This window comes from Nitrosomonas supralitoralis, from assembly GCF_003011925.2.
Classification (GTDB): domain Bacteria; phylum Pseudomonadota; class Gammaproteobacteria; order Burkholderiales; family Nitrosomonadaceae; genus Nitrosomonas; species Nitrosomonas supralitoralis.
In genome coordinates, this window is the sequence record NZ_PXXU01000001.1 from 112,405 (window position 1) to 127,868 (window position 15,464).

Annotated in this window: 13 protein-coding genes; 2 read left to right on the forward strand and 11 right to left on the reverse strand. The window is 45.1% G+C overall.

All coding sequences use genetic code 11. The features are described from left to right. Window positions 1-343 precede the first annotated feature (343 nt). From xth to C7H79_RS00455, 4 genes are all read right to left on the reverse strand, one after another. Entirely contained in the window at window positions 344-1,111 is a 768-nt protein-coding gene (xth, locus tag C7H79_RS00440; RefSeq protein ID WP_106705321.1) for an exodeoxyribonuclease III, read from the reverse strand. Between the two features lie 66 nt (window positions 1,112-1,177). Beyond that, window positions 1,178-3,106 carry a DNA repair helicase YoaA gene (gene yoaA / locus C7H79_RS00445; RefSeq protein ID WP_106705322.1) on the reverse strand — a complete coding sequence of 643 codons (1,929 nt, stop codon included), beginning with the start codon at window positions 3,104-3,106 and terminating at the stop codon, window positions 1,178-1,180. Between the two features lie 189 nt (window positions 3,107-3,295). Next, window positions 3,296-3,598, reverse strand: coding sequence for an RnfH family protein (locus C7H79_RS00450; RefSeq protein ID WP_106705323.1), 303 nt, complete (start codon window positions 3,596-3,598; stop codon window positions 3,296-3,298). Further along, the gene (locus tag C7H79_RS00455) at window positions 3,595-4,032 is read right to left on the reverse strand and encodes a type II toxin-antitoxin system RatA family toxin (RefSeq protein WP_106705324.1); all 438 of its coding nucleotides are present in this window, start codon (window positions 4,030-4,032) and stop codon (window positions 3,595-3,597) included. The genes C7H79_RS00450 and C7H79_RS00455 overlap by 4 nt, the downstream gene beginning before the upstream one ends. 88 nt (window positions 4,033-4,120) lie before the next feature. Here C7H79_RS00455 and smpB point away from each other — a divergent pair, with 88 nt between their 5' ends. Next, window positions 4,121-4,564, forward strand: a complete 444-nt coding sequence (smpB, locus tag C7H79_RS00460) for an SsrA-binding protein SmpB (RefSeq protein WP_106705325.1) — start codon at window positions 4,121-4,123, stop codon at window positions 4,562-4,564. A 53-nt stretch (window positions 4,565-4,617) separates the two neighbouring features. After that, window positions 4,618-5,631 carry a COX15/CtaA family protein gene (locus tag C7H79_RS00465; protein ID WP_106705326.1) on the forward strand — a complete coding sequence of 338 codons (1,014 nt, stop codon included), beginning with the start codon at window positions 4,618-4,620 and terminating at the stop codon, window positions 5,629-5,631. 91 nt (window positions 5,632-5,722) lie between these two features. Here C7H79_RS00465 and C7H79_RS00470 read toward each other — a convergent pair whose 3' ends face one another. The 7 genes from C7H79_RS00470 to sdhA all read right to left on the reverse strand — a co-directional run bounded on the left by C7H79_RS00470 (window position 5,723) and on the right by sdhA (window position 15,464). Then, window positions 5,723-6,922 carry an acetyl-CoA C-acyltransferase gene (locus tag C7H79_RS00470; RefSeq protein ID WP_106705327.1) on the reverse strand — a complete coding sequence of 400 codons (1,200 nt, stop codon included), beginning with the start codon at window positions 6,920-6,922 and terminating at the stop codon, window positions 5,723-5,725. 23 nt (window positions 6,923-6,945) lie between these two features. Continuing rightward, complete coding sequence (locus C7H79_RS00475; RefSeq protein WP_106705328.1) at window positions 6,946-9,474, reverse strand: 3-hydroxyacyl-CoA dehydrogenase/enoyl-CoA hydratase family protein; 2,529 nt, start codon at window positions 9,472-9,474, stop codon at window positions 6,946-6,948. 174 nt (window positions 9,475-9,648) lie between these two features. Beyond that, window positions 9,649-10,023, reverse strand: coding sequence for a Spx/MgsR family RNA polymerase-binding regulatory protein (locus C7H79_RS00480; protein WP_242447063.1), 375 nt, complete (start codon window positions 10,021-10,023; stop codon window positions 9,649-9,651). A gap of 9 nt (window positions 10,024-10,032) precedes the next feature. Further along, window positions 10,033-10,371 carry a cupin domain-containing protein gene (locus C7H79_RS00485; protein WP_106705330.1) on the reverse strand — a complete coding sequence of 113 codons (339 nt, stop codon included), beginning with the start codon at window positions 10,369-10,371 and terminating at the stop codon, window positions 10,033-10,035. 117 nt (window positions 10,372-10,488) lie between these two features. Next, window positions 10,489-11,781 (reverse strand): alpha/beta fold hydrolase, encoded by a 1,293-nt coding sequence (locus C7H79_RS00490; RefSeq protein ID WP_106705331.1) that lies wholly within the window; start codon window positions 11,779-11,781, stop codon window positions 10,489-10,491. 1,163 nt (window positions 11,782-12,944) lie between these two features. Next, window positions 12,945-13,631: a TIGR04211 family SH3 domain-containing protein gene (locus C7H79_RS00495; protein ID WP_106705332.1), complete on the reverse strand. Its 687-nt coding sequence runs from the start codon at window positions 13,629-13,631 to the stop codon at window positions 12,945-12,947. 69 nt (window positions 13,632-13,700) lie between these two features. Further along, window positions 13,701-15,464 carry a succinate dehydrogenase flavoprotein subunit gene (gene sdhA, locus C7H79_RS00500; RefSeq protein ID WP_106705333.1) on the reverse strand — a complete coding sequence of 588 codons (1,764 nt, stop codon included), beginning with the start codon at window positions 15,462-15,464 and terminating at the stop codon, window positions 13,701-13,703.

Below are 15,464 nucleotides of genomic sequence, written 5' to 3' on the forward strand. Positions count from 1 at the left end.
TTATTCCATCCTATATGGAGCGATATAAAGTTTTAGTAAAAATGGTGTTTATAGTTACTTCATGAAATTTTACCTAATTATCAAATATTTATTGAAGGATAAAGTCTAGAGATAACAGTAACTGGGTGATGCCAATAGTCGAAATTTATTTAATTCTATTTTTAAATACATGAGATAAATCTCAAACTTAACAGATATTCTTAAACAAAATAATATGGGTTGCTATTGCGACGTTTGAATCAGGCTCAAAATATCTTGTTTCGACATAAATTACGCTCTATCGCCAGTAAATTACTTGCATCGACTCCATCAATAACGATGTACAACAACCTTAGTATCCGGTTCAGAGAGATAGCTCAACTATAACGGGCACATGATCCGATGGGCGTTCTAATTTGCGCACCGCTTTATCAACCGTACATGCCACACATGCACTGGAGAGTTCGCCGCTGAGTAATATGTGATCGATCCGCAACCCCTGGTTACGGCGAAAAGCCATCATACGATAATCCCACCAAGTATATGATTTTTCTGGCTGTTCAAACAAGCGAAAGCTATCTGTCAATCCCAAGCTAAGTAAATTCCTGAAAGCAGTGCGTTCCGGTTCGCTACATAACACCCTCCCTTCCCAGAGCTTAGGATCATAAACATCGCGATCCTCCGGCGCGATATTAAAATCGCCTAACACTGCCAATTTCTTATAATCTATTAATTCCTGCTGCAGCCATTGTGTAAAGTGCGGCAACCAGCGTAGTTTGTAACTATATTTCTCTGATCCAACCTGTTCCCCATTCGGTACATATGCAGAAATGACACGTAGATCACCATAAGTTGCAGCAATTACTCTCTTCTGTTCGTCCGCCAAACCGGGTATTGCGGTAATGACTTTACTTGCTGCTTGTTTACTGAGTATCGCAACCCCATTATAAGTTTTCTGCCCAATAAATACTGATTCATATCCTGCAACTTTTATTTCATTTACAGGAAAGTTTTCATTAATTAATTTAATTTCCTGCAAACATAGCACATCAGGTTGATTTTCCATTAACCAGTCAATGACTTGTGACAAACGCACTTTGAGTGAATTAACATTCCATGTTGCTAATTTCATAATCCTAACTATTTATACCTTAGTTAATTCTTTGATAACTGCGGAGAAAGATTCAGTCAACCCTGTCTAAGCAACACCGAAAAAGCGTTCAACCTCTGCCAAATCACGCGTTCGCTTCATGGGAGGCAAACTCTGCCATATTTGCCTGCCATAAGCTTTTGTTGTCAAACGCGGATCACAAATCATCAAAACACCACGATCCGTTTCATCCCGGATCAATCGGCCAGCGCCTTGCTTCAAATTAATAATAGCGCGAGGTAATTGATACTCCATAAAAGCATTGCGACCTGCGCTATTAATCTTCTCAATTCGTGCTGATAAAACAGGATCATCCGGAGGGGCAAACGGAAGTTTATCAATAATAACCAGTGACAATGCCTCACCTCGCACATCGACCCCTTCCCAGAAAGATTGACTGCCCACCAGGATTGCATTCTCTAATTCGCGGAAACGCTCCAGCATATATGTGCGCGACCCCTGCCCCTGCAGTAATAGCGGAAAATCGTCGAAATCATCGGAATTCTGTAATAACTCATAAATCCGCTGCATCGCGCGTAAACTGGTGCACAGGAAAAATGCGCGTCCCCGACTGGCGCGCAAAACCGGCAATGCCGATTGAACAACCTGATCGATATAAGTTTTATGATGCGGTTCCGGCAACCCAACCGGCACATAGAGCAGCGCCTGCTCAGAAAAGTTGAATGGGCTATCCCAACAGGCGGTTTGTGCTGTGATCAATCCCATTTCACTATTGTAATGAAAAAAATCCTTTTTGACCGACAACGTCGCTGAAGTAAAAATCCAAGCACGTGGCGATGCCAGCATTTGTTTCTGGAAGATTTCAGAAATCGATAGTGGAGTCGCATTGAGTTGCAATGCTTGATGGTAAACTTCAATCCAGCGAACATAATCTTGCATCTCTGTTTCATCACACCAGCGTTGAATCAAATACAGATGATTGGTTGCTCGCTGGCGGCAATTTTCCAACCCCTCGGATCGTTCAGCCTGACTCTCCAGCAACTTGACCAAGTGAATCAACTGCTCCAGCAGTTGATTCAATGCAACATTAAAATTCGGCTGTTGATTTATCGCCGATAACGATAGCCGCGTGTTATCTTCTATGATGGTCAGGCGCAAATCCCGCGCAGCTTTTTCCATAGCAGCAATTGCGTCAGGCAGCGGCACAAAATCACCTGCGGACTGGATGGCCTCCAATTTTGCATCGCGTGCAAGATCCAGCAACTGTCCGGTACTGATCGATTCACCAAAAAACAAACTGGCCGTTTCCGGTAATTGATGTGCTTCATCAAAAATAACCGTACTACAGGCAGGCAACAATTCAGACAAACCTTCATCACGCAACATGACATCCGCAAAAAACAAGTGATGATTAACCACTACAATATCTGCCGCTAATGCTTGCTTGCGCGCCTCCATTACAAAACATTGTTTATAGCTGGGACATTCGGAACCCAAGCAGTTATCTCGGGTTGAAGTTACATGCTGCCAAATGGCAGCCATTTCGGGCACTTCACTAAGACCACTTTTATCTCCGCTTTTACTGATGTTAGCGTAGCGTTTAATTTTTTGCAGATATTGAATTTCGTCATGATCGATAAAGCTTAGATGAGTATCTTGCAGACTTCTTTCCAAATGATAATGACAAATATAATTGGCACGCCCTTTTAATAATGCAGTCGTAACCGGTATTTTAAGGGCTGCACGTATCGTCGGAATATCGCGCTTAAATAATTGATCTTGTAGTGTTTTTGTGCCAGTTGAAATTATCACCTTACCGCCCGCCAGCAAAGCTGGCACCAAATAGGCGAAAGTCTTGCCGGTTCCAGTACCTGCTTCGGCAACCAATACTTGATTCTTGGCTATGGTTGTCGCAATAGTTTGCGCCATTTCTAATTGCTGTGAGCGCGCGCGAAATCCTGTGATGTGATTGGAAAGTGCGCCACCAGATGAAAAAATGGATACAATATCAAGCATAAAATCAGATCTGTGGAAATTCCAAGGCTATCGATACATCACAATTTGTAGGAAGCGTGATCTTCAGGCAAGATTGAGATAGCTAAGAAGTAACAATCAAAACTCAGAATAAAAATAAACGCAAAATTCAATTTTAGCAGGATAACCTGATGATAAATTAGTCTTATAAATATCTTTCAGTAATGACGATTATCGTCGATTTTCTGAGCATACTGAACGTTTAGCACGCATTCTTCTGACTTCCTTCGGATCGATTATCAGTGGTCGGTAAATTTCGAGCCTGTCATCAGGTCGCAATTTCGTATCCAGTTGCACAAATTTTCCAAAAATACCGAGCTTATTCTTAGTCAGATCAATTTCCGGGAATTGCTCCAGAATTACTGAAATTGCTATCGCTTGCTCAACTGTGCAACCATCTGGCACATTAATTTTTTTCACAATTTGAATCTCCGGCAGTGCATAAGCAATTTCAATTTGAAAAACTGTAGTCATCGCTTGCCGTAAACTACTTGCGCCCGCTCAATGAAGGATTCCACGAAGCTATTCGCGATCATGTGAAACACCGGTCCAACAAGTTTCTCCAGGATTTTATTCGAAAAAGTGTAGTGCAAACGAAATTTTATTTTGCAGGCATCTTCTGCTAATGAAACGAACTGCCAATAACCATCCAGATGCTCGAATGGACCATCCAACAGACTCATTTCAATCAAATCAGGTGGGTAGCGCTTATTTTCAGTGGTAAAGCTATGTCGGATATGATGATAGTCAATCTTGACTGTAGCATGTGTAGTTACTTCATCCTGAGGGTCAACCGAAGTACCGCCGCACCATGGAAGGAATTTTGGATATTCCTCGACATTATCAACCAATGCAAACATTTGACTTGCTGAGTATTCAACCAAAACTGATTTTTCTATTTCTGCCATAAAGTAAATCAATCCGTATCAATGAGGAAACACCGAAAAACTGATAAAATACGTGAAATTTTAGCCATTCCCACTGCTTAGTTCCAGTATGAGTATAGTACAAAACAAAAAAGCCTTTCACGATTATTTTATCGAAGAGAAGTATGAAACAGGCCTGGTACTGGAAGGATGGGAAGTTAAAGCCATACGTGATGGTCGAGTTCAACTAAAAGAAGCTTATGTTATAATTCGAAACAGCGCATTATATCTCATAGGCTGTCATATCAGTCCACTTAATACAGCCTCCACGCATATCAACCCTGATCCGATACGTACTCGCAAATTGTTGTTGCACGCAGAACAAATCAGGCGACTTATCGGAAAAGTCGAGCGTTCTGGATATACTCTGGTCCCATTGGATATGCATTATAAAACAGGCAAGATTAAACTGGAAATCGGTTTGGCCAAAGGCAAGAAACAACATGATAAGCGCGAATCCGAGAAGCAAAAAGAATGGGAACGCACTAAGCATCGTTTGATGCGTGCCAAGTAAAACAATCCATCATGATTCATTGATTTATTTTCTGAAATAATTTTTTTACGACTATGCAAAAACCTATAGCAATCTGGTTACTTATTTGTTGTGTCATGGTGTTTGCCATGATAGTAGTTGGTGGTGTTACGCGATTAACCGAATCAGGGCTTTCGATTGTTGAATGGCAACCCATAGTGGGTACCATGCCTCCAATCACACAGGAAGATTGGGATGTTCTACTAGAAAAATACCGTGCTTCACCACAGTATCAGAAAATCAATAAGGGCATGAGTGTTGGTGAATTTAAAAATATTTTCTGGTGGGAGTACTTTCATCGCTTGCTGGGGCGGCTTATCGGAGTAGTATTTTTTGTCCCTTTTGTTTACTTTCTGGTTAAAAAAAGTATTGATCGATCCTTGGGAATTAAGCTAACGGGGATATTTATTCTGGGAGGATTGCAGGGTTTTATGGGATGGTACATGGTCATGAGTGGATTAGTTAACGATCCGCATGTTAGTCAGTACCGGCTTACCGCACATCTGGGATTGGCCTTTGTGATTTTCGCCGCAATGTTCTGGGTCGCATTAGGTCTACTTGTGCCGCAAAGCGAGCACCCCAAACCCAATGAAAAAATTCAAAGCTTACGGCGATTCTCCTATAGCCTCACTTCATTAATTTTTATCATGATCCTGTCCGGTGGTTTTGTTGCCGGTATCCGCGCTGGCTTAGCTTACAATACCTTTCCGTTAATGAACGGACATTTAATCCCGCCAGACCTCTTTATTCTGGAGCCATGGTATCGAAATTTCTTTGATAATATTACCACGGTACAATTTGATCATCGGTTGATTGCATGGTTATTAGCTTTTTTAGTACCACTCTTTTGGTTCAAATCGCGCAAAGCTGAACTATCCGACACTACACGCCTTGCATGTAATCTTTTTTTATTAATGCTGGCAGTGCAAATCAGCTTAGGTATCACAACGCTATTGCAGGTAGTGCCAATTCATCTGGCAGCTTCCCATCAAGGCGGCGCAGTGCTGCTATTTGCGGCATCGCTATGGGTCAGTCACCGATTACGGTAATACATTTAAAAGCCGGGCGAGCTTGACTGACCGGCTTTTGAATTTAGTAAAAAAACTGTTTTTTCATCAGTTTTTACGCTGCATCGGTTTGTTAAAGCGCCTCAAACACTCCTGCTGCACCCATACCGCTGCCAACACACATGGTGACCATGCCATATTTCTGCTTATGGCGCCGCAACCCATGCAGCAATGTAGCCACCCGGATTGATCCGGTTGCGCCTAACGGATGACCCAAGGCAATTGCACCACCCAGAGGATTTACTTTATTATGATCCAGCCCCAGCTCACGAATCACGGCAAGACTTTGCGCCGCGAATGCCTCGTTTAGTTCAATCCAATCCAAATCATCCTGCTTGATTCCAGTTTGTGCGAGCACTTTGGGAATGGCTTTGATCGGACCGATACCCATAATTTCTGGCGGCACCCCCGCTACCGAAAATCCAATAAATCGACCTAATGGGGATAGATTATAACGTTTCATCGCCGCCTCACTCATCAGAACCACCGCCCCGGCACCATCTGACATCTGCGAGCTATTTCCTGCGGTTACCGAGCCTTTGGCAGCAAAAACCGGTCTCAATTTGGCCAGCACATCCAGATTGGTATCGGCACGCGGCCCTTCGTCAGTATTTTTTAAGATCACTTTTTCACGCACATTGTGCGTAACCAAATCAGGGCGCTTTTCGTCCACCGGATAAGGTGCAATTTCCTGCTGGAACTCGCCAGATTCGATGGCTTTTATTGCGCGTTGATGACTGGTCAGCGCAAACTCATCCTGATCCTCACGTGAAACCTTCCATTGTTCGGCCACTTTCTCTGCGGTCATACCCATCCCATAAGCGATCGCAACATTTTCTTCATGTTGAAACATCAATGGGTTCATGGAAACTTTGTTACCCATCATAGGTATCATGCTCATGCTTTCAGTGCCTCCCGCAATCATCACGTCGGCTTCTCCTAGGCGAATACGATCCGCTGCCAGAGCTACCGACTGAAGGCCTGATGCACAAAAACGATTGATCGTCATACCTGCTACGCTATTGGGCAAGCCCGCCAATAACAACGCCACACGTGCGACATTAATCCCTTGTTCCGCTTCCGGCATGGCACAACCAACAATCACATCATCAATCGCTGCCGGATCCAAACCTTCGCATTGTTTCATCACCGCATGCAGCACATGCACCAACATATCATCAGGACGTACGTTTTTAAACATGCCGCGCGGCGCTTTTCCCACCGGAGTACGTGCAGCAGCTACAATATAGGCTTCTTGAGTTTGCTTAGTCATAGGATTCTCCGTGAATCGTGATATCAGTTTCTAAGTGGTTTACCGGTTTTCAGTGTATGTGCAATACGTGCCTGGGTTTTTTCGGTTGCCAGCAACTCCATAAATGCTGCACGTTCCAGTTCCAGGAACCAATCTTCATCGACCAAACTGCCTGGTGTTAAATCACCGCCACACATTACGTGCGCAACCTTAGTAGCAATCAGATAGTCATGCTCGGAAATAAAATCACCTTCGCGCAGATTAACCAACTGACTCTGGATCGTTGCAATACCACTGCTGCCTGCTACTGGGATTTCCCGCAAACGTAAAGGTGGACGATAGCCAGTTTCGGCTAACGCTATTGCCTGTGCCTTAGCCACGTGCAACAATTCAAAACGATTCATCACCACGGTATCGGCAAGGCGCAAATAGCCAAGTTCTTTCGCCTGTTCTGCGCTTCTCGCCAGTTCTGCCATCGCCACTGTTTGAAAATAATATTTCAATGAAGGAAAAGGATCTCCGTCTTTGGCATAGTGCGCCGCTCTCACGGCAAACTCCTTACATCCACCGCCTGCGGGAAGCAATCCAACGCCAGTTTCCACCAAGCCAATATAACTTTCCAACGTTGCCACAGCACGATCACAATGCATGACAAATTCGCATCCGCCGCCCAGCGCCAAACCATCCACGGCAGCAACGGTCGGAATCATCGAATAACGTAGTGCTTGCGAAGCTTGCTGAAACTGCTTAATCATTCCTTCCACTTCTGCTAGTTTCTTGGCCATTAATGCATCGGCGAGATCAAGTTCACGCGCCACTTGCAATACTGTAGCCTGCGCCGATTTTCTAAATTTTTTCATAAATGACTGAAACGCAGTCGGTGGCTGCGGTGGTGCAGACGGCGCACTGCCATGTTGGGCATCTATCTTGGGTCGCTCAGTGGCTTTCTGCAAATTAGCACCGGCAGAGAACGGCGGCTCAGTCTGCCAGATCACCAGGGCACGCCAATTTTGCTCAGCCTCTTTAACCGCCTGTTGCACACCGTCCAGCACATCGACACCGATAGTGTGCATTTTGCTCTTGAAACTGAGTATGGCGATACCATCGCCGCTTTGCCACATTCTTACGGCATCTGTCTCAAATATGGTCTCACCGTATATCGCTTCTTCACCAACCAATCGATCAGGAAAGAGCTGGCGTTGATATACTGGCAGTTCTGAACGCGGTTGCAGTTCTCCGGAAGCAGGAGCAAACGAACCTTGGTCAGTATGTACGCTTTGCTTGTCGCTTGCGGCAATTGTCATTACCCATTGCGGCAATGGCGCCTGGCTCATGCTTTTTCCTGTAGATATATCTTCTTGTATCCATTCGACAATTTGTCCCCAACCCGCTGTCTGCCAAATTTCAAATGGCCCTTGGTTCCAGCCAAATCCCCACCGTACCGCCAGATCAACATCACGTGTATTATCAGCAATCGCTTCCAGTTGCACCGCACAGTAATGAAACAAATCGCGAAAAATAGACCACAAAAACTGCGCTTGCGGCTGTTGACTATTGTGTAACGCAGCAAATTTTTCTGCAGGATTGCTGTACTTGAGCAGTCGCTTCAGTTCTTCATTCACGTCACTTGCGGACAAACGATAAGCTTGCGTCGACAGGTCAAGCACATGAATTTCACTTTTTATTTTCTGATACACTCCACGCTTGACTTTTTCACCCAGTGCACCCTTTTCAATCAGCCCTTGCAGCCATTCTGGCACAACAAAATAACGATGCCAGGGATCATCCGGCAGCGTATCGCGCATGGTATTGATGACATGCGCCAAAGTATCCAGGCCGACCACGTCCGCGGTACGGAATGTTGCGCTTTTAGGACGTCCAATCAGGGAACCCGTCAGGGCATCAACCTGATCAAATCCAAAATTAAATTCCCGTCCATGATGCATCGTCGCGAGCAACGAAAACACACCAATGCGATTGGCAATAAAATTGGGGGTGTCTTTGGCGCGTATCACGCCTTTGCCCAGATCGGTCACCAGAAACTCTTCCAAATGATCAAGCATAGCTGCATCACTGATTTGACAAGGAATCAATTCAACCAGATGCATATAACGCGGCGGGTTAAAAAAATGTATGCCGCAGAAACGGTGTCGCAATGCTTGTGGAAAAGCTTCTGCCAGTTGATTGATTGATAATCCGGAGGTATTACTGGCGAAAATCGTATGTTCACCCAGATAAGGCGCAACCTTGACGTACAGATCACGTTTCCAATCCATACGCTCGGCAATCGCTTCGATCACCAGATCACAATCTTTGAGCAATTCCAGATGTTGATCATAATTCGCCGGTTGAATGCAGGCAGCTTTGGTTTTGATCGATAACGGAGCTGGTTCCTGCTTTTTAAGTTTCTCCACTGCCTTAATTACACTGACATTGGGATTATCTTCTTCACCCGGTAACTCAAACAACAATGTTTCTATATTAGCATTGACCAGATGCGCAGCAATCTGCGCTCCCATCACACCAGCACCCAATACCGCCGCCTTACGCACTAAAAAACGTTGATCTCTCAATTTCGCCTCCTGCTTGATCCGGTTATGGAATAACACACTGTTCGTATCGATCGTGGCTGAAAGAGTACAAGCATGACACATAAAGCGCAAGCTTGTTTATTTCTGGAACTAGAAATAGTACGCGCAGCGTTACACCCTGCGGATGCCTGAGTACAGAACCTGTAGGTGAAAACGTTAATTCCAGATAAGCGCAAACCTCTCAGCGTCAAAACCTACGGTTGCGCGTTTCCCATTGGTAATCAATGGCCTTTTGATCAGACGGCCATTGCCAGCGAGCATCGTGAGTATCTCCCTGTTAGATAATGCGGGCAATTGTTCTTTGATTTTTAGTTGACGGTACTGCACCCCGCTGGCATTAAAGAGTTTGCTCAGTGAAACGTTGGCGCTTTCTGCAATAGCAGCTAATTCATCTGCGGTTGGCGGATTTTCGGTGATATCGATGAATTCATAATCAATTCCGGCTTGCTGTAAAAATTGCTCAGCTTTGCGGCACGTGTCACACTTCTTATAGCCATAAAATTTGTACATAATCGTTATAAATTCTGTCACTTAGAACATTCATTCGCCACCTTTAGGACCCCAGAACACAACCCAGGTACAAAAATCCGGAGAAAAATTTTCAAAACGATGCTCCACATGAGCTGCAACAAAGAACACCATACCTGGCTCAAATTTATGGCGCTCGCCCATTACCACCAGCTCACCCTGACCCGATTGAATGAAATACAACTCATCTTGATCATGCGGCGTTTGTATATCGGTATCCTTGGGCGCATAAACCTCAACCGACATGGTGCCATGCGCTAAAGCAAGCGTAAAAGGCTCGCCCGTAGGCCATTCCGAACTTGCTTTTCCGGGTATTTTCCGTATTAGTTCCGATAATATTGCCTTCATCATGCCTCTATCACCTTACATCCTATTAAAACCACGCTATTAAACATAAACAATATCACAAGTATAAGGAATTATGGCAATTGATACTGACAATCGAGCACTAACAATGCATGTTGATGATCAGTCCGGCGCGTGCAACCGATGCTCCATCCATTGCACAATATTCCTCAAAAGCTCGGTACGCGCAGGCTCTTTTAAAAATAAGTGCTGATGATAGTGAAAATTTGAAAATATCAGAACCTCGTTATCAGGTTGATGCTGTACAGTCGCATGAGCAAAATCCTTACTGCCCCACGCGGGCGTAATTGGGTCATGCTCCGAATACACCAGAAAATAAGGTATTGTGAAATTTGTCATCTGACGGCGGAAATGCACAATCTCTGCTTCAATACCTTTCACAAAACGCAACAAGGTACGGCGAACAATCCAGCCATCAAAACGCAGGCGTGCTTTTTCTTCTTCACTATCGGTCAAATAATTCTGCACCCAATCTGGAGAAATGGGTGTCAGAATGCAGCGCAAACCAGGCCAAGATAATATTTCAAACAGGCTATCTAATATGGGCACGGTCACTAATGCTAGTGTCTGATTAAACATTAGCAATGGCAAAGGTTCATTCTGGGGATGCAAGAAATGCGTTTCGGCATGGAAAGATAGCTTGATCAATGGATTCGCCACCCAACCGCGCCAACCAGGCGGTTCGCTAACAGCAAACGCTGGGGCCAGAAAAATAACTCCTCGCACGCGCCGGATCAAATCATCTTCCTCTCGAAGTTGTATCAAGTAAGAAGCGGTCACCAATGCGCCCAAGCTATGCGCAACGATAAATAATGGACGTCTCTGCTCACTCTCTTTGTCGCACAGCGTAATCATTTTTCTCAGCGCACGGTTCAGATTGCGGCGAAGCGGCTCCAAATTAATTAATGTGGATTGTGCCAGATAGGCATTACTGACATTTTGCTTGCTCGAACCACTGGTTAACGCCGAATCCGCCCGTTGTAATACTGAATTGGAAAGGCCATGGGCATAGTGATCAAAACCCGCTACCATGTACTGCCGCGAAAAATAATGCGCTACTTCGCCATAGCGTCCGATATGTTCGTTCATACCGTGAACCAGGAGCACGCACGCTGGCGCTGCAACAGAATCTGGTGGAGAAAGCGTTCGCAGAATCAATGTCTCATCACCATCAATATCATCAATACGTACTTCTTTCCCCCAGCGAGGATAAGGCTCAGTGACGAATTTTTGATGCACACAACCGGGTAAAATCAGCACTAGCAAGAGCATCCCCATCAAACCTGCCAGCTTGTCAGATGAATAAGTGTTTTGCGTCAATGCGCATTGCTTTCCTATTCCAGCGGATAGGCTGCGTGCACAAATAATTTTAAACAAAATACCACGAATGACCATCAAATACAGATTAAATAATTTTTATAAATCAACAGATTATATTTTTTTACCCTTTTATTCTGATTGGTGGTCACGTTGTTTATTCAAAAAATCCGGCAAAAGCTTGCAATCCAGATCAAATTGCCACCATATCCTCATCCGTCTGGGTTAATCCGCTGCGTTAAAGATAGCAATTTAAGTTGCTGCGTTTGAAGCGCTTGCTGCCGATAAGCAGGCACATACGAAGATCTGTAATACAGTATGACGCAGTCCGCCTTTCTGTCAATATTCCACAACGACAAGCCCAATAATCATTGGGCCCTCCAACCGATGCGGATGCACCGAGTAATTTAATCCCTCTGTGATGGGATTTTCCCGCGCTTTTGTAAGATCGGATAAATCATCGCTTCGCAGTGCAATAGATTTTTTGTAGCTAAATGAAAGACTTTCTTTTATTTGGCAGCAATGTCCTCCGAATCTACCGGTTGTGCAACTCGTAGCAAACTAACCATCTGCGTCGGTTGACTCAACCCAGGGCATTTCGCGGTCGGCTTAGCGAGTCATTCATCCACTTGATTCAGGGAGGGAAGCCAGGCGAATAACACCTTCATTCCGAAAGCCGAGCACTCTGTGTTGATGCACATCGACTAACACCACAGCATTAAAAAATCCTTCGAATACTCCACCAACATGCAGCACGTGTTATGTATCACCCGTATCCAGACTGATTATAGCCAAATCCACATTACGTAAACTTAATTTCAGTCGTTAACCGGGCTTCCAATGGAAGACCCGTAAGCGCTTTTGAGCGTAGCTGTGACAATGCAACCAAAACATAAATGTTCCCAACCGTTCCAAAACGCGAGGCCACGCGCAAGACCCAGGCAGAATTACTGGTACAAATTTATGGTTAAAGTGGTTATATGCCAGTATGACGCTTCATTCAGCGCGCTGCATACGATGGCACATACATGGGCTGATCAGCTTGCATCGCCATCCCACCCGTCGAGATGGTGCTCCCAGTTTGGTGATAAAAATCGGCTTCTAACAGGCCGTTGAAAAACGTTTTCATGGTAACTGGTGCAAGGCAAAAGTAGGCGAAGTGCCGGGAAGGGGTTGTTGTGTCGTGAACTGACGTTCAATGCAATGAATCGTTTGCATGCAATGCGATTAATTTTAGCTGGTTAATCAAAACTGCCATATGGTGAACGTTTTCTTCTGCTGAACATCGGGAGAACTACACCCAGAACTATTCCGCCGCATAATACTAGAGCCCCGGCAATAAACCAGTCTTTTTGGTTATGGTTTTCTAATTCACGATTTTCCAGTTGCAATGAAATGAGTCGCTCTTCGTTTGTGATTAATTTTTCATGCAATTCCTTGTTTTCCCCATCAATGCGCAACACATTGGCAGAAGTTTTTTTAATCGACTCCATTTGCTCTACTAATTGTTTGTTCTCACTTTCAAGTGTTTGCAAGCGCTTCCGCGTACGCTCATACTCAGCTCTGACAGCCTTTAACTGATCACTCACAGAGCCTTCATTCGCGTCTGCAAGATCAATCTGTTTGATCATTTTTATCAGTTGTGATCTGGTATCAGGTTCAACACTCAAATAGCGGCTCAATATCCAACCTTCCATGCCATTGGAAATTTTGACGCGCGTATGTCCAGTCTCCGGATCATTTTCAAGAACCTCCACGGGAGTACCGCTTTTCAACATTCTGAGAACCGCATGGCTAAGACTCGGCCCCCTGCGGAAGGTCACTTCCAATTGATCTGATACGTAACGAGTTTCAGCAGAAATTGAAGCAGAATAGGGAAAGCAGACAATAAGCCAAATTAACAAAACAACATATTTAGTTTTCATCATGAATTTATATAGTTGATTCAAAAATTATACAAAGCCTGATTAAACAAGGTTCCAAACAAGCGCTTGGATCTAGTAGGTTCTGGCTTTGGGCGGAAAAGATTCAACTGTGAGCGGTTTGAGTCGCACCGGTTTGTAATCCAATCGCTTATCCTCACTGAAAAATAACGTATGCTTTAACCATTTGACATCATCTCGTTCCGGATAATCATTACGCGCATGGGCGCCACGACTTTCTCGTCGAGCTTCCGCCGAGATCATCGTAGCAATGGCCACTTCTTTCAAGTTATCCAGTTCAAGCGCTTCAATCCGTGCGGTATTAAATACTTTGCTTTTATCCTTGATTTCTGTACGCTCGACTTGCTTACCCACTTCGAGAATTTTCCCCACGCCTTTTTGCAGCATGTCTTCAAAGCGAAAAACACCACAATAGGTTTGCATGGTCTTGGTTAAAGCCGCATGAACTTGCGCAACATTCTCGCCACCTTGTTGATTTTCCAATCTTGCCAGACGCTCCAGCGTTATCTCAGCGGCATTCTCCGATAGTGGTTTATGATGCAAATTCATTTTTAAATCTTCAATTATCTGATCGGCGGCCGCGCGACCAAATACAACAAGATCAAGTAATGAGTTAGTACCTAAACGATTCGCACCATGCACTGATACACAGGCACACTCGCCCACCGCATAAAAGCCAGAGACTATTTCTTCCGGTCCGGTTTTATAGGGTGCGACCACCTGCCCCAAATAATTAGTGGGAATTCCACCCATCATGTAATGCACGGTAGGCACGACCGGAATCGGCTCATTGATAGGGTCGACATGGGCAAATTTAATCGCCAACTCACGGATACCCGGCAACCGGGTTTTGATAATTTCAGCGCCCAGATGATCAAGTTTCAACAATAGATGATCGCTCTCCTCGCCACAACCGCGCCCATCCTTCATTTCCGTGGTCATGGCGCGTGAAACCACATCACGACTAGCCAAATCCTTAGCGTTAGGCGCATAACGCTCCATGAAACGCTCACCAGTCTTGTTCAGCAAGTAGCCTCCCTCACCGCGCACCGCCTCACTGATCAACACCCCCACGCCATACACTCCGGTAGGATGAAATTGCCAGAATTCCATATCTTCCAGCGGGATTCCGGCTCGCGCAGCCATGCCAAGGCCATCACCGGTATTAATTAACGCATTGGTACTGGCTTGAAAAATCCGTCCGCCACCACCCGTGGCAAACAAGGTTGCACGTGCTTGCAAGATCAGGACTTCTCCGGTTTCCATTTCCAGCGCAGTGACGCCCAATACATCACCCTGTTCGTCACGAATCAGATCCAACGCCATCCATTCAATAAAAAATTGCGTGTTGGCACTGACATTACGCTGATACAACGTATGCAATAATGCATGACCGGTACGATCTGCCGCAGCACAAGAGCGCGTGGCTTGCGCGCCGCCAAAATTCTGCGATTGCCCGCCAAATGGGCGTTGATAAATTTTGCCGTTTTCAAGACGATCAAACGGCATGCCAAAATGTTCCAGCTCGTACACCACTTCGTTCGCATGGCGACACATGAATTCGATCGCATCCTGATCGCCCAGGTAATCCGATCCTTTTACGGTATCGTACATATGCCAATGCCAATTGTCTTCAGTCACATTACCGAGTGCCGCTGCAATTCCACCCTGCGCTGAAACAGTGTGGGAACGCGTGGGAAATACTTTGGACAACACCGCTACTTTTAAACCAGCTTCAGATAACTGCAGCGCCGCCCGCATTCCGGCTCCTCCTGCCCCTACAATGACCACATCAAACTTTCTTATGATTAACGCCAC